Annotated in this window: 19 protein-coding genes; 12 read left to right on the top strand and 7 right to left on the bottom strand. The window is 69.6% G+C overall.

The annotated features are described in order from the left end of the window. The first annotated feature begins 34 nt into the window (after positions 1-34). The 8 genes from ACYVDG_RS14605 to ACYVDG_RS14640 all read left to right on the top strand — a co-directional run bounded on the left by ACYVDG_RS14605 (position 35) and on the right by ACYVDG_RS14640 (position 8304). Complete coding sequence (locus tag ACYVDG_RS14605; protein WP_460751473.1) at positions 35-1195, top strand: inositol-3-phosphate synthase; 1161 nt, start codon at positions 35-37, stop codon at positions 1193-1195. Next, positions 1192-2091, top strand: coding sequence for an SCO3242 family prenyltransferase (locus tag ACYVDG_RS14610; RefSeq protein ID WP_460751477.1), 900 nt, complete (start codon positions 1192-1194; stop codon positions 2089-2091). The genes ACYVDG_RS14605 and ACYVDG_RS14610 overlap by 4 nt, the downstream gene beginning before the upstream one ends. Further along, positions 2088-2966 carry a sugar phosphate isomerase/epimerase family protein gene (locus tag ACYVDG_RS14615; RefSeq protein ID WP_460751481.1) on the top strand — a complete coding sequence of 293 codons (879 nt, stop codon included), beginning with the start codon at positions 2088-2090 and terminating at the stop codon, positions 2964-2966. Before ACYVDG_RS14610 ends, ACYVDG_RS14615 begins: the two co-directional genes overlap by 4 nt. Positions 2967-2971: 5 nt before the next feature. Continuing rightward, positions 2972-3688 (top strand): EboA domain-containing protein, encoded by a 717-nt coding sequence (locus ACYVDG_RS14620; RefSeq protein WP_460751712.1) that lies wholly within the window; start codon positions 2972-2974, stop codon positions 3686-3688. Further along, positions 3658-4554, top strand: coding sequence for a TatD family hydrolase (locus ACYVDG_RS14625; protein WP_460751485.1), 897 nt, complete (start codon positions 3658-3660; stop codon positions 4552-4554). Before ACYVDG_RS14620 ends, ACYVDG_RS14625 begins: the two co-directional genes overlap by 31 nt. Next, positions 4551-5714 (top strand): metabolite traffic protein EboE, encoded by a 1164-nt coding sequence (gene eboE / locus ACYVDG_RS14630; protein WP_460751491.1) that lies wholly within the window; start codon positions 4551-4553, stop codon positions 5712-5714. The genes ACYVDG_RS14625 and eboE overlap by 4 nt, the downstream gene beginning before the upstream one ends. Positions 5715-5788: 74 nt before the next feature. Beyond that, positions 5789-7183, top strand: coding sequence for an alkaline phosphatase family protein (locus ACYVDG_RS14635; RefSeq protein WP_460751495.1), 1395 nt, complete (start codon positions 5789-5791; stop codon positions 7181-7183). 77 nt (positions 7184-7260) lie between these two features. Then, the gene (locus ACYVDG_RS14640) at positions 7261-8304 is read left to right on the top strand and encodes a sugar phosphate isomerase/epimerase family protein (protein WP_460751499.1); all 1044 of its coding nucleotides are present in this window, start codon (positions 7261-7263) and stop codon (positions 8302-8304) included. A 49-nt stretch (positions 8305-8353) separates the two neighbouring features. On the opposite strand, the gene ACYVDG_RS14645 is transcribed toward ACYVDG_RS14640, so the two are convergent. The 3 genes from ACYVDG_RS14645 to ACYVDG_RS14655 form a co-directional block, all read right to left on the bottom strand. After that, on the bottom strand, positions 8354-8599 hold the full coding sequence (locus ACYVDG_RS14645; protein WP_460751505.1) for a hypothetical protein: 246 nt from the start codon (positions 8597-8599) through the stop codon (positions 8354-8356). Between the two features lie 105 nt (positions 8600-8704). Continuing rightward, positions 8705-9076, bottom strand: coding sequence for a hypothetical protein (locus tag ACYVDG_RS14650; protein WP_460751508.1), 372 nt, complete (start codon positions 9074-9076; stop codon positions 8705-8707). Between the two features lie 176 nt (positions 9077-9252). Next, a complete protein-coding gene (locus ACYVDG_RS14655; RefSeq protein ID WP_460751513.1) occupies positions 9253-9858 on the bottom strand; it encodes a hypothetical protein in 606 nt (201 codons plus the stop codon). A gap of 409 nt (positions 9859-10267) precedes the next feature. Here ACYVDG_RS14655 and ACYVDG_RS14660 point away from each other — a divergent pair, with 409 nt between their 5' ends. Further along, on the top strand, positions 10268-10846 hold the full coding sequence (locus tag ACYVDG_RS14660) for a TetR/AcrR family transcriptional regulator (protein ID WP_460751717.1): 579 nt from the start codon (positions 10268-10270) through the stop codon (positions 10844-10846). Here the strand turns inward: ACYVDG_RS14660 and ACYVDG_RS14665 are convergent. The 3 genes from ACYVDG_RS14665 to ACYVDG_RS14675 form a co-directional block, all read right to left on the bottom strand. Next, positions 10810-11460 (bottom strand): response regulator, encoded by a 651-nt coding sequence (locus ACYVDG_RS14665; protein WP_460751720.1) that lies wholly within the window; start codon positions 11458-11460, stop codon positions 10810-10812. The genes ACYVDG_RS14660 and ACYVDG_RS14665 overlap by 37 nt on opposite strands. Before the next feature lie 145 nt (positions 11461-11605). Beyond that, the gene (locus ACYVDG_RS14670) at positions 11606-12766 is read right to left on the bottom strand and encodes an RNA-guided endonuclease InsQ/TnpB family protein (RefSeq protein ID WP_460751516.1); all 1161 of its coding nucleotides are present in this window, start codon (positions 12764-12766) and stop codon (positions 11606-11608) included. Between the two features lie 117 nt (positions 12767-12883). Then, entirely contained in the window at positions 12884-13060 is a 177-nt protein-coding gene (locus tag ACYVDG_RS14675; RefSeq protein WP_460751519.1) for a hypothetical protein, read from the bottom strand. Between ACYVDG_RS14675 and ACYVDG_RS14680 the strand changes: the two genes are divergently transcribed. Further along, the gene (locus ACYVDG_RS14680) at positions 13031-13567 is read left to right on the top strand and encodes a multicopper oxidase domain-containing protein (RefSeq protein ID WP_460751527.1); all 537 of its coding nucleotides are present in this window, start codon (positions 13031-13033) and stop codon (positions 13565-13567) included. The two genes, ACYVDG_RS14675 and ACYVDG_RS14680, sit on opposite strands and share 30 nt — an antisense overlap. 152 nt (positions 13568-13719) lie before the next feature. Then, complete coding sequence (locus tag ACYVDG_RS14685) at positions 13720-14511, top strand: MHYT domain-containing protein (RefSeq protein WP_460751532.1); 792 nt, start codon at positions 13720-13722, stop codon at positions 14509-14511. 113 nt (positions 14512-14624) lie between these two features. Here the strand turns inward: ACYVDG_RS14685 and tnpB are convergent, their stop codons facing one another. Then, positions 14625-16133 (bottom strand): IS607 family element RNA-guided endonuclease TnpB, encoded by a 1509-nt coding sequence (gene tnpB / locus ACYVDG_RS14690; protein WP_460751535.1) that lies wholly within the window; start codon positions 16131-16133, stop codon positions 14625-14627. A gap of 341 nt (positions 16134-16474) precedes the next feature. Here tnpB and ACYVDG_RS14695 point away from each other — a divergent pair, with 341 nt between their 5' ends. Then, on the top strand, positions 16475-17389 hold the full coding sequence (locus tag ACYVDG_RS14695) for an MHYT domain-containing protein (protein ID WP_460751539.1): 915 nt from the start codon (positions 16475-16477) through the stop codon (positions 17387-17389). The last annotated feature ends 91 nt before the right edge of the window (positions 17390-17480 follow it).

The raw sequence follows: 17480 nt of genomic DNA on the forward strand, positions 1-17480 counted from the left end.
ACCTGACACGACGACCAGCTGACAGAGGAGCTGCATGACACGCATCGGAGTGTGGTTGGTCGGGGCGCGCGGTTCGGTCGCCACCACGGCCGTCCTGGGCGCCCTGGCGGTACGGGCGGGCGCCGCCGAGCGGACGGGGTGCGTCACCGAACGCCCCGAGTTCGCCGGAGCGGACCTGCCCGAACTCGGTGACCTGGTCTTCGGGGGCCACGACGTCTCCAGCACCCATCTGGCCAAGAGCGCGGAACCACTGGCCAGGTCCGGTGTGATCCCACCGCATCTGCCCGAGGCCTTCGAGGAGGAACTCGACGCGGTGGACCGGCGGATCCGCAAAGGCCTGGAGCCCCGCCCCGAAGGGCTGGGCCGGTGCCACGTGGACCGGCTGGAGCACGACCTGCGCGCGTTCGCGGAGCGCGAGGCCGTGGAACGCGTCGTGGTCATCGACCTGTCCAGTACCGAACCGCCTCCGACACAGGCCGCTGAGCTCGCCGAGGCCGACCTCTTGGAGACGGCCCTGGACGCGGGGACCGCCCGGGTTCCGGCGAGCTCGGCCTACGCCTACGCGGCCCTGCGGGCGGGGTGCTCCTTCGTGGAGTTCACCCCCAACGCGGGGCCGCGCCCGGCCGCCCTGGCGGCCCTGGCCGAGCGCCTGGGCCTGCCGTGGGCCGGTTCGGACGGCAAGACCGGGGAGACCCTGGTCAAGAGCGCGCTCGCGCCGATGTTCGCGTCGCGGGCACTGCGCGTGCGTTCGTGGTCGTCCACCAACCTCCTGGGCGGCGGCGACGGCGCCACCCTCGCCGACCCGGACAGCAACGACAGCAAGACCTCTTCCAAGGCCCGAGGCCTGGAGCACCTGCTGGGGCACCCGGTGGACGGGCCCCTGCACATCGACTACGTGCCCGACCTGGGCGACGCCAAGACCGCCTGGGACCACGTGTCCTTCGAGGGATTCCTCGGCACCCGGATGACCCTCCAGTTCACCTGGTCGGGCTATGACTCCGCGCTGGCCGCGCCGCTGGTCCTGGACCTGGCGCGGCTGGCCGCCCACGCACACCGGACCGGCCGGGTCGGTCCCGTGCCGGAGCTGGGCTTCTTCTTCAAGGACCCGGCCGGGAGTGGCGTGCACGGCCTGTCCGAGCAGTGGCGGGCACTGACCGAGTGGTGCGCCGCACCGGACGGAGGGGAGCGCCGATGACCGGCCGAACGCCAGCGAAACCCGGACTCCGTGAGCTGGCCCGGCTCGTGCGCCTGCCCGCGGCCCTGACCGTCCTCGGTGACTCGCTCACCGGGGCCGCGGCCGCCGGACGGTTGCGCGAACCACGCACCTGGGCACTGCCGGTGTCCTCGGTGTGCATGTACTGGGCGGGGATGGCCCTCAACGACTACGCCGACCGCGACTTGGACGCGGTCGAGCGCCCGGAACGCCCCATCCCCTCGGGGGCGGTGGGACCGGGCCAGGCCCTGGGGATCGCGGCCGGGCTCACGGCGGCCGGGGTGGGCGCGGCCGCGCTGGCCGGCGGGCGCCGCTCAGCGCTGGTCGCCTCCGCCCTCGCCGCCTCCGTGTGGACCTACGACCTGGTCCTCAAACCCACCCCGCTGTCCCCGCTGGGCATGGCGGCCAACCGGGGCCTGGACGTGCTGCTCGGCGCGGGTGAGCGCCCGCGCGAGGCCGCACGACCCGCCCTGGCCATGGCCGTGCACACCTTGGGGGTCACCGCGCTGAGCCGGGGCGAGGTGCACGGAACCCGGCCCGGGACCGCCGCCGCGGCCCTCGCCTGCACCCTGGCCGGGGCAGCGGTGGCCGCCTACCCGTCCCGCACAGCCCCCGACACCGTGCGCGGTTCGGTGTCGGAGGTGGCGGCGGGCGGGTTCGCGGGCGCCTTCGCCGCGACCGTCGGCCTGGTCCAGTGCCGGGCCCTGGCCGAACCGGTCGCCGAGAACGCCCGGTCCGCGACGGGCGTGGGAATCCGGGGGATGATCCCGCTCCAGGCGGCCCTGCTGTCCCGGTACGGGGCTCCGGGGACGGCCTGCGCGCTCGCGGTCGGCGCGCCCGTGGCCGCAAAGGCGTCCAAGGCGGTGTCGGTGACATGAGGTTCGGTTACGGCACCAACGGCTTCTGGGACCACCGGATCGACGACGCCTTGGCGATCATCGCCGACCTCGGCTACGAGGGGGTCGGCCTGACCCTGGACCACCCGCACCTCGACCCGTTCTCCCTGGACGTGAAAGCCCGGGTGAGCGCGCTCGGCCGCAGGCTGTCCGCGCTGGATCTGGCGGTGGTCGTGGAGACCGGAGCCAGGTACCTCCTGGACCCGCGCCGCAAACACGAACCCACACTCGTCTCGGAGCATGACCGCGACGTGCGGGTGGACCTGCTGCGCCGGTCGGTCCGGATCGCCGCGGAACTGGGCGCCGAAGCGGTGTCCTTCTGGTCCGGCATCCTTCCCGAGGGGGCCGGCTCCGAGCAGGGGTGGGACCGGCTCACCTCGGGTGTGGAGAAGGTACTGGTCGCGGCGGATGAGCACGAGGTGGACCTCGCCTTCGAGCCGGAGCCCGGCATGTTCGCGGAGCGGTTGGCGGACGTGCTGGAGTTGCGGCGCAGACTCGGAGACCCCGAGCGGCTCCGGGTGACCCTCGACGTGGGGCACGGGGTGTGCAACGAACCGGACGGCCCCGAGGGCGCGGTCGCGCGCGCCGGGGCGCTCATCGCCAACGTACAACTCGACGACATGCGCCCCCGCGTGCACGAACACCTGGAGTTCGGTGAGGGCGACATCGACCTGCCCGGCGTGCTGGGGGCCTTGGACCGGGCCGGGTACACGGGCCTGGCCGCGGTCGAACTGCCACGGCACGGACACGCTGCGCCCCTCGTCGCCGAGCGCTCCAAACGGGCGCTCGACGCGGCCTGGGAACTGGTCAGGGAGAGGGCGGCCCGCGAGGGGGCCCGGGCCCGGGAGGGGACGTGACCCCGATGGACGGGAGCCAGCCCCCGGATGCGCGTGACACCTTGGGCGCTTTGGACGTCCTCGCCCCCGACGCCCGTGCGGTCCTCGCCGAACTGCGCACCGAGGTGTCCGAACGGCCCCGGAGGATCGCGGTGCTCTTCCCCGCCGCCGCCCGCCGGGTCGCCCGCAGCCCCGGCCCCTCCGGCGACCCCACCGGCACCGAGGGACCCGCGCTCGAGGACCTGGTGCGCGTGGAGCTGCTCCGTGCGCTGTCGGAGGTCCTGCCACCGGGCGACCTGGCCTTGGAAGTGCACGACCTCTACGAGTACGGCGACGCCGACGAACGGCGCGCGGTCCTGTACGGGCTGGACTCGCTGGACGCCGGGGTACTGGAGGTGCCCGAGGCGGCCGACACCGTCCGCACACTGCTGGCGGACGCGATGCGGACCAACGACACCCGGCTGGTCGCGGCGGCGGCAGCCAGCGGGGCCCAGGTCCTGCTCGACGACCACTCCTGGCGCCAGACCGTACTCAAGTGCCTGTTCGTCGGGGTCCCACTGCGCCTGGTGGCGGGGTTGGCCGACCGTGCCGACGCCGAGCTGGCCCGCATGTGCGCGGACTTCGCCCGCGAACGCGAACGGGCGGGCCGGGCCGTACCGGCCGATGCCCTCGCCGTCCTGGACCGCTTCCCCGAGCACCACAAGGAGGCCTCATGCGTATCTTCGACCCGCACATCCACATGACCTCGCGGACCACCGCGGACTACCAGGCGATGTACGAGGCCGGGGTACGCGCCCTGGTCGAACCGGCTTTCTGGCTGGGCCAGCCGCGCACCAGCACGGGTTCCTTCCGCGACTACTTCGACGGCCTCGTCGGATGGGAGCGATTCCGAGCCGCGCAGTTCGGTATCCGGCACCACTGCACGATCGCGCTCAACCCCAAGGAGGCCAACGACCCCCGGTTGTCCGGGGTGCTCGACATCCTGCCCCGCTACCTGGCCAAGGACGGGGTGGTAGCGGTCGGCGAGGTCGGCTTCGATTCCCGGACGTCGGAAGAGGAGAAGGCCTTCCGCCACCAGCTGGAACTGGCGAAGGAGTTCGAACTCCCGGTGCTCGTGCACACACCGCACCGGGACAAGGTCGAGGGCACCCGGCACACCCTCCGCCTGGTCGAGGAGTCCGGGATCGCCCCGGAGCGGGTGCTCGTGGACCACCTCAACGAGACCACCGTGGCGATGGTGCGCGACTCGGGCTGTGCACTGGGCTTCTCCATCTACCCCGACACCAAGATGGACCCCGAGCGGATGGTACGGATCCTCTCCGAGTTCGGGCTCGACCGGACTGTGGTCAACTCCGCGGCGGACTGGGGCCACAGCGACCCGCTGACCACCCTCTACACCGGGCAGGCGATGCTCGCGGCGGGCTTCACCGAGGACCAGGTGGACCGCGTGCTCTGGCGCAACCCGGTGGAGTTCTTCGCCCAGAGCGGTCGGCTGCTCTTGGAGGGCGGTGACGGCGCCGCAGCTGGGACCACCTTCTCCGGGAACTCGATCCTGCGCGGCGAACGGCCGGATAGCGGCGAGCGCCCGGACGGGGGTGGTGGCACGTGAGGTTCCTGCACCCCGACGGCACCGTCGTCCACCTGGCGTACTGCACCAACGTCCACCCCGCCGAGGACCTCGACGGCGTCCTCCAGCAGATCCGGACGTTCGGCGGGGGCGTGCGGGCAGCCTTGGAAACCGACCGCCTCGGCCTCGGCCTGTGGCTGCCCGCCCCCTTGGCCCGCGAACTCGCCGCAGACCCCGCCAAGACCGACCGGCTGCGGAAAGGGCTGGAACAGGCCGGTTTGGAGACCGTCACCCTCAACGCCTTCCCCTACACCGGCTTCCACGCACCCGTAGTCAAGCACTCCGTGTACAGCCCGGACTGGACCGAACGGGCCCGGCTCGACTACACCGTGGACTGCGCCCGGGTCCTGGCCCGCCTCATGCCCGACGACGCAGCGCGGGGCAGCGTCTCCACCCTGCCGCTGGCGTGGCGCGAGCCTTGGGACCCGGAACGGTGGGAACGGGCCCGGCGCCACCTGGGTGAGCTGTCCGACGTGCTGTCCGACCTGGCCGCCCAGGGCCGTCCGGTGCGGGTGGGGCTCGAACCGGAACCCGGGTGCGTCATCGAGACCACCCGGGACGCCGCCCGCCAGCTGGCCGCACGCCCCCTGCACATCGGCGTGTGCGTGGACACCTGCCACACCGCGACGGAGTTCGAGGATCCGAAGGCGTCCTTGGACCTGCTCTCCGACATGGGGCTCCCGGTGGTCAAGGTCCAGGCCTCGGCCGCCGTCGAAGTGACTGAACCCGCGGACTCCGACGCCCGTGCGGCGCTGGGCGCCTTCGCGGAGGACCGCTTCCTGCACCAGACGCGCGAACTCGTCGGCAAGCGCAAGGAGAGCCGCGACGACCTGCCAGAAGCGCTGTCCGGGACGAACCCTTTGGCGGGGGACGGCCCTTGGCGCACCCACTTCCATGTGCCCCTGCACGCCCCCGTCGGCGCCCCGCTGCGCGGCACCACCGACCACCTCACCGACAGCCTTGCCCAGCTGCTCGGTCCCGATGGCGCGCGCACCGACCACGTCGAGGTGGAGACCTACACCTGGTCGGTGCTGCCGGAGGACCGCAGGCCGGTGGGTGAGGAGGGGCTGATCGCCGGAATCGCCGCCGAAGTCGGCTGGGCCCGCGACCGGTTGCTCGGCCTCGGGCTGACACCGATGTGACCGCTGACGCCCAACGTGCTGTAGACGACCGTGCCGCTTACGACCGTGTTATTCAAGAAAGGGGACCGCTTCCCATGGCCAAGGACCGACGCCTCCTCGTCGTCAACGCGGTCGGGCTGACCCCGCGCCTCCTCGAACACGCCCCCCGCCTGCGCGCACTCGCCGAGCGCGGCTGCCAGGCACCCCTGGACACTGTCCTGCCCGCCGTCACCTGCACCGTCCAGTCCACGTTCCTCACCGGTAACGCGCCGTCCGAGCACGGCGCCGTCGCCAACGGCTGGTACTTCCGGGACTTGGGCGAGGTCTACCTGTGGCGCCAGCACAACCGCCTGGTCCAAGGGGAGAAGGTGTGGGAGACCGCGCGCCGGCACCGGCCCGGCTTCCGCACCGCCAACATCTGCTGGTGGTACGCCATGGGCTCCACCACCGACTGGACCGTCACACCCCGGCCCGTCTACCACGCGGACGGCCGCAAGTCCCCGGACTGCTACGCCCGCCCGGTCGAGCTGCACGGCGAACTCACCTCGGAGCTCGGCCCGTTCCCCCTGTTCAACTACTGGGGACCGACCGCCTCCATCCGCTCCACCGAATGGATCGTCGCCGCCACCCGCAAGCTCCTGCCCCGGGCCGACCTCACGCTCTGCTACATCCCGCACCTGGACTACGACCTGCAGCGTTTCGGCCCCGGGTCCGAACAGGCCCGGCAGGCGGTCCGCGACATGGACACCGCGCTCGCTCCGCTCCTGGATGACGCCGAGGCCGCGGGGACCCCGGTCATGGTGCTCAGCGAGTACGGCATCACCCCCGCCGAGAAACCGGTACACGTCAACCGAGCGCTGCGGAGCGCGGGCCTTCTGGAGGTCTACACCCAGGAGGGCATGGAGTACCTGGACCCGTGGACCTCGCGGGCCTTCGCCGTCGCCGACCACCAGAGCGCGCACGTCTACGTCCGGGACCCCTCCGACACACCCAAAGTCGCCGAACTCCTCTCCGGGCTGGACGGGGTCGACCTCGTCCTCGACCGGGAAGCACAGGCCGGGTACGGACTCGACCACGAACGCTCCGGGGAGCTCGTCCTGTTCGCCGATCCCGGCGCCTGGTTCACGTACTACTACTGGCTGCGCGACGGATCCGCGCCCGACTTCGCGCGCGGCGTCGACATCCACCGAAAACCCGGATTCGACCCGGCCGAACTCTTCCTGAACCCGGCGGACCCGTTGGTCAAGGCGCGGGCCGTGGCCAACCTGGTCCGGAAGAAGGTCGGGCTCCGCTACACGATGAACGTCGTTCCCCTGGACCCGGGCTGTGTCCGGGGCACGCACGGGCGCCCGCACGACGACCCCGAGGACGGGCCCCTCCTGCTGTGCACCGAACCCATCGCCCGGGGCCGCGTCGCGGCCACCGAGGTCCGCGACCTCATGCTCGGCCTCGTCGGTGTGCCGGCACCGGCGAGGCCGACTCCGCGCTGACGCCCTGCGCGCCAACAAATCCGATCACCGTCACGGCCCCGCTCACCAGCCACCCCGAACACCATGGAGGTAGCCCGATGACCAGACCGGTCACCCTCTTCACCGGCCAATGGGCCGATCTGCCCTTCGACGAAGTGTGCTCCCTCGCCTCGTCATGGGGCTACGACGGACTGGAGATCGCCTGCTGGGGCGACCACCTCGACGTCACCCGAGCCGCCGTGGACGACGACTACGTCCGGGGCCGCTTGGACATCCTCAAGCGCCACGGACTCAGTGTCTGGGCGATCTCGAACCACCTCCTCGGCCAGGCGGTGTGCGACGACCCCATCGACCACCGGCACCGGGACATCCTGCCGTCCCGTATCTGGGGAGCCGGGGACGGAAAGGGCGATGGGAGCAGTGACCCGGAAGGCGTCCGCCAGCGCGCCGCCGAGGAGATGAAGACGACCGCCAAGGCCGCCGCCAAACTGGGAGTGTCCACGGTCGTGGGCTTCACGGGTTCGGCGAACTGGAAGTACGTGGCGATGTTCCCGCCCGTGGGCGACGACGTCATCCAGGCGGGCTACCAGGACTTCGCCGACCGGTGGAACCCGATCCTGGACGTGTTCGACGAGGTGGGGGTGCGGTTCGCGCACGAGGTGCACCCATCGGAGATCGCCTACGACTACTGGTCCACCCAGGCGGCGCTCGAGGCAGTGGGGCACCGAGAGGCCTTCGGCCTGAACTGGGACCCCAGCCACATGGTGTGGCAGGACATCGACCCGGTCGGTTTCCTGTGGGACTTCCGGGACCGCATCTACCACGTGGACTGCAAAGACGCCCGAAAGCGGGTGGGAAACGGACGCAACGGACGGCTCGGCTCCCACCTGCCGTGGGGCGACCCTCGGCGGGGCTGGGACTTCGTGTCGACCGGACGCGGCGACGTGCCGTGGGAGGCCTGCTTCCGCGTGCTCAACTCGATCGGCTACGAGGGACCGATCTCCGTCGAGTGGGAGGACGCGGGCATGGACCGGCACGTCGGCGCGGCCGAAGCGGTGGAGTTCGTGCGCGCCAACCTCTTCGATCCGCCCTCGGAGTCCTTCGACTCGGCCTTCGGTTCGGATGAGGGCGGGCGGAACTAGGGCGGCGGAGAGGTGCCGGTGAGAAGGGCTGGCCCCAGGACCGGGCGGGTCACATCATCGGGGCGATGACCACGCGGTAGCGGCCGCCGTCGTCGGTGTCCACGTCGTGGCGGAAGTCGTTCACGCGGTTCACCGAGCGCTGGACCGCGTCGCTGCCGAAGGCGCTCGTGTCCACGGTGGGCAGATGCTCCCGGAGGGCGAGGACCGCCTCGTCCACGGACATGGCGGTACCCCGGTGTTCCGGAGTGATGCGCTGGCCTTCGTCGGTGAGCCGACTGATCGCGATCCGGAACATTCCGGGCTCCCTGCGCGGTTGGGGGGGTGGACACCGGCATTCTCCCCCATCGGCCTCGGGCGTGGGAAGACCGCGCCCGAGGCGGGTACTAGCCCCCAACGTCCCTCATACTTCGAGGGTCTCCTCGATGCCCTTCAGCCGGTGCCGGGCCAAGGCCAGGTTGCCCCGCCCCTTGTCCAGGGCCAGGTAGAGGAAGAGCCCCTGTCCCTTGCGGCTGGTGAGCGGGCGGATCACGTGATACTGGCCGGAGAGTGTGATGAGGATGTCCTCGATCGCGTCGTTCAGGCCCAGCTGGTCCATGGTCCGCATCTTCGCCCGGACCACCTCGGTATTGCCCGCCGCAGCGACGGTGAGGTCGAGGCTGTTGGTCGAGGAGAGCGTGCCAAGCGCCATCCCGCTGCTGTAGTCGACCACGGCGGCGCCGATAGCCCCGTCCGTCTCCATCATGTCCTTGAGCCCGGCTTCGATGTTCGGCATGTCTTTCTCTCTCCTTTGGTTGAGTCGGCGCAGCACTCTGCGGGCTCTCCGGCCGGCGAACCAGCGGCGGAGCCCCGCAAGCCAGTGGCGGAGTCCTGCAGTCCAGTGGTGGGGTTTCGGTAGCCGGGGGTGGTCGGGGTTCTCGGGGTAGTCGGGGCGCTGGGGAGGACCAGCGGTCACACGACCACCGGTCCGGTTCTGACCCGCCCCACGACCAGGGAGCGGAGCGCCGTCAGAACCCGTTCCAACACCGGACGGTCCACTGTCACCCGGGGGCGGGAACGGGGATGCGTCCGAGACCCGCTGTTCCGGCGAGGCGGCGCCTTGTCCTGGCTGTCCCGACTCGGCGGCTCACCGCCCGGGGCGGGGTGCCCATCGCCCCGGCGAGGCGGAAATTCGACGTCGTCGGCGAGGTCACGGAGTTTCCGCAAAGCGAATCCGAGACTGCCCAGATCCCGCCTCAGGCGCACCTGGACACAGAATTCAGAGCCCCGCAGAACGGCGAAGAGAAGGTGGTCGTGCGCCTCTGTGACAACCACGTCCTCGAGCGCCTGCGCAGTTGTTCGCGAGGTGGTCGGCGGGGTGGCTTCCGCGGCTTCTTGCGCGGCGCAGAGGGGCCCACCGCTGATGGCCTGGAGCATCGCCGCCGTAGCCGGGGCCTCGTCGGTCTCGTCGATTCCTACGCAGCTGAGAGCCCGACCGCTGCACCAGTCCACGAGGCAGACACTGCGTATCCCGGGCGTCTGGAGCATCTCCCGCATCCGCTGTTCGATGGCGAGCACGGCACTCCTTCCGAGGGCGAATCATCAGGGACAGCACGAGAATAGAACCCTGAACTTCGCCTCGCAGGCTTTTCCAGCATTTATCGCATCTTGCTTGGTTAGGGCAGTGTTGGGACGGAGAAACCCGGGGGAATATTTTCTACAGAATGTGAAGTTTTCTGCACCCCGGAGGCGAAAGCGGGCCAATGGGATGAATGGAATCGGTATGCGGTTCTGGGTCCTTTGGTCCAGTTCGGGACCCTGACCGAGGCCGGTACCCGTGGGCTTGGAGCGCACAGCCCTCGCCGACGGGGTAACCGGTGGTCCCTGTTTCGGTCCTCAGCACAAGGTAGATTTGGCAACCGTGTCCCGAACTTTCCCAGCCCAGGGCAGGCGACGTTCCGGTCGGCCCGGGCACGACGCCGAGTCCGTGTTGCGTGTTGCCGCTCGTGTGTTCAACGAACGCGGGTACGACGGCACGAGCATGGAGGACCTGGCTCGTGCCCTTGGTGTGACCAAGTCCGCGATCTACCACCACGTCACCGGCAAGTCGGAGCTGCTGCGGCAGTCCCTTGATCTGGCCATGGACGCCCTGTTCGAGGTCACCCGCGAGGAGGGTGCGACCTCGGGCCCCGCCATCGACCGGCTCGAACACGTGATGCGCGGCAGCGTCCGGGTGCTGGTGGAGGAGTTGCCCCACGTCACGCTGCTGCTCAGGGTGCGCGGCAATACTGAGGTGGAGAAGCGCGCGCTGGAGCGGCGGCGCCAGTTCGACCACCTGATCGCGGACCTGGTGCGCGAGGGCGTTGTCGACGGGGACATCCGCAGCGATGTCGACCCCGCGGTTGCTTCGCGGCTGCTTTTCGGCATGGTCAACTCGATTGTGGAGTGGTACAAGCCGGACCGCGGCCTGGCGTGCGAGGAGATCGCCGATGCTTTGAGTCGGATCGCCTTCGAAGGGCTCCGTACCGCTCAGTCCCCCCGTACCGACACAAGACCCGACTCGTAGGCCAGCACCACGAGCTGGGCCCGGTCCCGGGCGCCGGTCTTGACCATTGTGCGGCTCACGTGGGTCTTGGCGGTGGACGGGCTGATCACCATGTGCACGGCGATCTCGTCGTTGGTCATCCCCTTCGCCACCAAAGACAGGACCTCGCGCTCCCTGTGGGTGAGCTCAGCCAGCACGTCCGGGCTCGGCAGCTGTACAGGGCGAGCGACGAACTCCTGGATGAGTCTCCGGGTGATCGCGGGGGCGAGCAGGGCGTCGCCGCGAGCGGCGGTGCGCACGCCGTGCAGCAGGTCGGCCGGGTCGATGTCCTTGACCAGGAAACCAGCGGCCCCGGCGCGCAGGGAGTCGTAGACGTGCTCGTCGAACCCGTAGTTGGTCAGCATCACCACGCGTGTGCCGTCCAGGCGTGGTTCGGCGGCGATCCTGCGGGTGGCCTCGATCCCGTCGGTGCCCGGCATCTGGATATCGAGCAGGGCCACATCCGGCAGTTGCCGGGTCGCCGCGTCCACGGCTTCCTCCCCGTCCGCCGCCTCCGCGACCACCTCGAGGTCGTCCTCGGCGTCCAGCAGCGCACGGAACCCGGCCCTGATCAGCGGTTGGTCGTCTGCCAGCAGTACTCGGTTGACTTCCTCCCTCTCCTGTAGTGAGAGGGATTCCGACCAAACCCGAAGGGTCTGGTGGCGCTGTCCGCCTCGCGGCGGCAGCAGGTTCCTGCTTCGCAGACATGGCACCCCAGAGGTCTCCGCAGGCTGACACGGTTCACCCTAAAGGGTTAGTCCATCCGCGCTTCTTGGTGTTCTTGGCCGCGTTCACATCCGCATGATCTGTATGCGCACACCTGGTGCACCGAAATGCCGCTTGGCTCTCGCGGGACTTCGGGTCCACATGGTCGCACTCGAAACAGGTCTGGGACGTGTACGCGGGATCGACCTCCACCATGCTGGTTCCGGTACGGCGGGCCCGGTTCACACAGGCGGTCTTGAACCCGTGCCACCCCTTGTCCAGGATCGCCCGGTTCAACCCCGCCTTCTGCCGCACCTTCTTTCCAGGAGCCTGGGTGGTGCCCTTGGCCGAGCGGGTCATGTTCTTCGTGTTGAGCTTCTCCAGCACCACGACGGCGTTCTTGTCACACAACACGTGCGCGGTCTGGGCGCTGAAGTCAGCGCGCCGGGCCCGCACCCGCCCGGTCACCCGCGACAGAGCCCGCTTGGTCTTGGCCCGATTCGCCGACCCCTGACGGCGGCGGGAGAGTTGGCGGCGCAGGCGCCGCTCCCGCTCGGCTTCCTTCTTGCTCTGGAAGGTGCGGTCGAACAGGTCGCCCTCGGAGGTGGCCACCGCTACCGCCACGCCCCGGTCCACCCCCACCGCCGAGCCGGGAACCGCATGCTCGGCGGGGGTGTGCTGTCCGTCTTCGCAGAGCAGGGACACGTACCAGTGCGCCCCGTCGCGGCGCACGGTGGCTGAGCGGATGGTGCCCTTGGGCGGGCGCGACCAGCGGAAGCGCACCCATCCGAGTTTGGGCAGTTTCACCTGCCCCCATTTGCGGCCCAGGCGCTGGACGGTGATGCGGGGCCCGTCGGGGAAGCGGAAGGACGGTTTCCAGTGGTGTTTGGGCCGGAAGTTGACGTTGAAGGTGCCGTGCTGGGTGCAGGCCCGGTCCAGGTCTTTGAGGGTCTGCTGCAGGATGTGCGAGGGGGCGGCCTTGAGCCAGGTCTCCTCGGTCTTGGCCTGGGCCAGCTGTGTGGCTTGGAGGTGGTAGCCGCAGTACGGGGCGGCGTAGCCGCGTTTCCAGCGGTCCATGATGTGGCGGCGCTGGTCCAGGGCGGTGTTCCAGACCGCGCGGCAGATGTCGCCGTATTCGGCGCACTGGCGGGCCTGGGTGTCGGTGAGCGCTAGCCGGTACCGGAATCCCGTCAGCACAGCACACACCTCCCCTGTTGATCTTGGAGGGGACCGTAGCCCGAGGGTGTGACATTTTTAGGTGGGGGCGGCTATCCCCGCCCTGAAGGGACGGGGTCTGCACCGCCAAGAACCTGATCACACCGTTCCCCCGTCCAGCGGCAGCTCCGCCCGCACCTCGAACCCGCCGCTCTCCTGGGGTCCGGCGGTGAGCCATCCGCCCAAGGCCGTGACCCGTTCGCGCATCCCCAGTGTCCCGGTACCGGGTTCGGGCAGCTTGCCCGGATGGGCGCGGCCGTCGTCGGTGATGGTCACCGAGACCGCGTCCGTTCCGTACCGCACCCGGACCTGCGCCTGGGCACCCCCGACCCGGACCGCCCACTACCGGACGGCCCCTTCGACCGTTCCTTCGACCTGGTCCTGGACCGCAACGCCGCCCTCCTCGACGGCGTGCCCTCCTACGCCCAGACCGTCAACGGCCTCGCCCATCCACGGGTCCCAGAGCAGTTGGTGGAAGAGGGCGACCTCGTGCAGTTCACCGTGGCCAATCGGAGCTTCGAGACCCACCCCTGGCACCTGCACGGGCACACGGTCCGCGTCCTCTCCCGGGACGGCCGCCCGCCCTCGGGTGGGCCGCTCCTGCTCGACACCTTCGACGTCCGGCCGGGCGAAGTGTGGCGGGTCGCTTTCCTCGCCGACAACCCCGGCCTGTGGATGAACCACTGCCACAACCTGCCGCACGCGGACGAGGGCATGATGACTCGGTTGGACTACGGCGGAATCATGACGCCGTTCGGCGACGGCCACGGGGGCGGGCACTGACCGCCCGAAAAAGTAGGGACGGCTGTGCCCAACCTCACCGCACAGCTGGAGCGGATTTGCTTACCGAGTGGCAGGTTCTTTCGGTTCGAGGTCTCCTGAACGGAAAAAGGATCCTATGGTCGGATAGTCGCACTATTCCCTCAGGAGACCCGATGATCGACCACTTCGCCCATGGTTGGTGGACACCCGCCCTTGCCTACGCCCTGTCTGTCGTGGGCTCGTTCATCGGCCTGCGCTTCGCCCGCTTGGCCAGGGACTCGCCCGCGCGCTGGCGGTGGCTGGCCATGAGCTCGGTCTGCCTTGGCGGCACGGCGATCTGGTCGATGCACTTCGTGGCCATGCTCGGCTTCCAGGTCGAGGGCTCGCCGATTCGTTACGATACCGGCCTTACTGTGGCCAGCGGGATCGTCGCGATCGCCGTGATGGGCGTCGCTCTCACGCTTGCGACCGTCCGCGGGACGACGCCGTGGCTGCTGGCGAGCGGGGTGATCGCCGGCGCCGGGGTGGTGGGCATGCACTACATGGGCATGGCCTCGATGAACGTCCACGGCCACCTGCACCATGATCCGGTGTACGTGGGGATCGCTTCCGTGATCGCGGTGAGCGCCGCTACTGCGGCTCTCTGGTTCGCGCTCAACCTGCGACGGATCTCCGCTTCCCTGCTCGCCGCCCTCCTCATGGGTGTCGCAGTATCGGCCATGCACTACACCGGGATGTTCGGCATGAGCTTCACCGCCGCAGACGAGGATCTGACGGCCCCTCTTCCCGGCGCCGACTCCTCGGAACTGGTCCTGCCCCTGGTCACCGGGATGTTCGTCTTCCTCATGGTGTGCAGCCTCTTCCTGCTGCTGAACGTGGGCGACGAGAAGCGGCCCGCGGCTGAGCCGCAGCCCGAGGCACCCGAGGCATCCGAGCCGGGCAACTTCACCCCGCGTCGGCGTTAGGGCGTGTTCGGCGGATACGCCCTAGCCCGAATCCTGCAAGCACAAACCGTTGCTGATGTCTTAAGCGAACATCAGCATCCCGTGCATTTCTGCACGCAAGGTCCGTGACGGTGTCACCACAACCTGGGTTGGGTGTCCTGACGACGGTGTCCCGTTTCCTTCCGCCTTTGCGGTCTTGCGCCACCGGCCCGCCCCGCACCCGCCCTGCGGCGGGTGCGGGTGGTGCGGGTCTTACGGTCGGCTCCACGGGCCTTCGGAGCCCTCGCTCCCCGGTCTCCGGCCACTCCGGTACCGGTACTGCCCACCTGCGCCGCCAGGGCGGCGAGGTTGCGTGCTGCGTTGACGTCCCGGTCCAACACCAGGGGACATGCGTCGCAGTCGAACACCCGGATGTGCAGCGGCAGCTTGGCTTTCGTCGCCCCGCACCCCGAGCAGGTCTTACTACTGGCGAACCACCGGTCGGCCACGACCAAGCGCCCGCCATTCCAGGTGGTTTTGTAGGCCAGTTGGCGGCGGATCTGCCCGAACCCCGCATCCTGGATACGGCGGGCCAGACGCCGGTTCTTGACCATCCCGGCCACGTTGAGGTCTTCGATGACCACCGTGCCGTACTCCCCGGCCAGAGCAGTGGTCAGGTGGTGCAGCGCGTTGGTGCGCAGGTTCGCCACCCGGTGGTGCACCTTGTTGCGGGCCCGGTTGGCCTTGACCCACCGCTTCGAAGGCGCGCGCCCGGTGCGCCGGTCCGGACCCTGACGACGCGACACCACCCGGCAGGCCCGGCGCAGGTCGGTCAGTGCCCCCTCCAGGTGGCGGGGGTTGGCCACCTGCCACACCCCACCGTCGCAGTCGGCGACCACCGCCAAAGACTTGACCCCCAGGTCCACCCCGGCCACCCCCTCCGGCCGGGCCGGAGTGGTGGGGGCGCGTTCGATCTCGACCTGGAAGGCCACCTGCCACCGCCCCCGCCGGTGCGACACCGTGGCCGAGAGGATCCGCGCGGTCCCGTTGGTCAGGCGGCGGTGGAGTTTGCGGGTGGACTCATGGGTGCGCACCCGCCCCACCACCGGCAACGTGACATGACGACGGGAGTCCTCACACCGGATCGCCCCGGTGGTGAACCGGCACGACAGGGGCGCCCGGTGCTTGGACTTGGGCCGCGGCACCCCCACCCTCGGCCCTTTGCGATCGCCCCGCTTGGCGGCGGCATAGGCATCGAAGCCGGCCGCCGCGTTCGCTAGGCCGGTGTTGTAGGCCTCCTTGGAGTTGTCCGCCCACCAGGACGCGAACCGGGGATCCTGGCGTTTGGTGGCGTTGAACGCCCGCCGCAGGCTGGGCAGCGACCATGACCGCCACGGGGTGCGCTCAGACTCAGCAACCCCGTAGGAGGCCTCGGCCTTGCGTTGGTCCCAGGTGGCCAGGACGTGGTTGCGGGCCCAGTTGAAGGCCGTCCGGGCCCCGCCGCAGTGCGAGCGCAACCGTTGCTCGGTCTCGGCCCCCGGGTCCAGAGCGAAGACGTAGGCCTGGACCACGTGCCCGGGGCGGGGCTGAAACCCCCGCTTCTTCTTCGGCTTCTTCTTACCTTCTGCTTGTTGCTCGTCCTGCTGTAGAGCGGTCTCGGCCACGGCTCCCACCCCCTCCCGGCGTCTCGTTCACACGTTCGAGAAAGACGTTAGCGGTGCGGGTGGGCCGGTGTGGTGGGAATCGGCGAACTCCCCCTGATTTTTTCTCAAGGGGGAACCGATCCGAGTGCCTGGCTCTTCGCCAGTGGCCTGCGGCCGTAGTGATCTTTGTTGACGGGAGTGGATGGTTGCTGAGGGAACCTCGAACAGCTCACAACCCCAAGAGGACTCTTGGCCACATCAGGCCAAGGGAACCCTCTGGTGATTGATAAAGGTCGCCCCTACGATTCCTAAACGGAAGCCACAAATGTGACTTTCGTCATGGAATGTAGAGACTTGGGACAGTGGCCGACCTATTCTCACAGGACTGGATAACCCCCGCGATCGCCTACGTGGTGTCGGTGATCGGATCCTTCCTCGGACTCACCTTCGCCGCCCGGGCCCGTCAGGCTACGGGGTTCTTCCGATGGCAGTGGCTGAGTCTGGCAGCGCTCTCCCTGGGCGGCATGGCCGTATGGTCGATGCACTTCATCGCCATGCTCGGGTACAGCGTCAGCGGCACCGCGATCCGGTACGACACACTTCTTACCGTGGTCAGCGGGATCGTGCCGATCCTGGTCATGGGCGTCGCCCTCCATACCGCGGTACGGACCTCCACGTTCGGTTGGCTCCTGTTCAGCGGTGCCCTCCTCGGAGTGGGCGTGATCGCCATGCACTACACCGGCATGGCCTCCATGAACCTGCACGGCGACGTGCACCACGCGCCCGGGTACGTCGCCCTGGCCTGTGTGATCGCCGTGGTCGCCGCCACCGTGGCGCTGTGGTTCGCCCGGTACCTGCGCGGCATGGGCAGCATCGCGCTGGCCTCCCTGATCATGGGGGTCGCGGTCACCTCCATGCACTACACGGGCATGGCCGGGATGCACGTCACCCCGCCCGACTCCGTCCGGCACGGACCGCCCGCGGGAACGCCTGCGCCCGACCTGCTGCTGCCGCTGATCATGAGCCTGTTCGTCTTCCTGCTGATCTGCAGCCTCTTCCTGCTGCTGGGCGGTGAGGACTACGAGTACCGGGACTACTCCCGCCCGTCCCACCGGTCAGAGGAACACACGACCCAGAGCTCGGACGCCTTCTACGTGCCCAAGCACGGCGTCCCGGAGAGCACTCCTCCGGCGACCCGGCGGCCCGGCGGCCCGGCGGCGACATCTGGACGCGGCCCCCGCGTTGAGGACCCCGGAAAACCACTGGCACCGCGCTGAAGGGCTGACCTAGGCTCAATCCGTATCGATCGCTGATGAGAGAGGGGTGCGCCATGCCTGCCGCCGTTTCCGACCTTCCTGTCGTCAGCGA

Source organism: Nocardiopsis oceani (genome assembly GCF_054777395.1).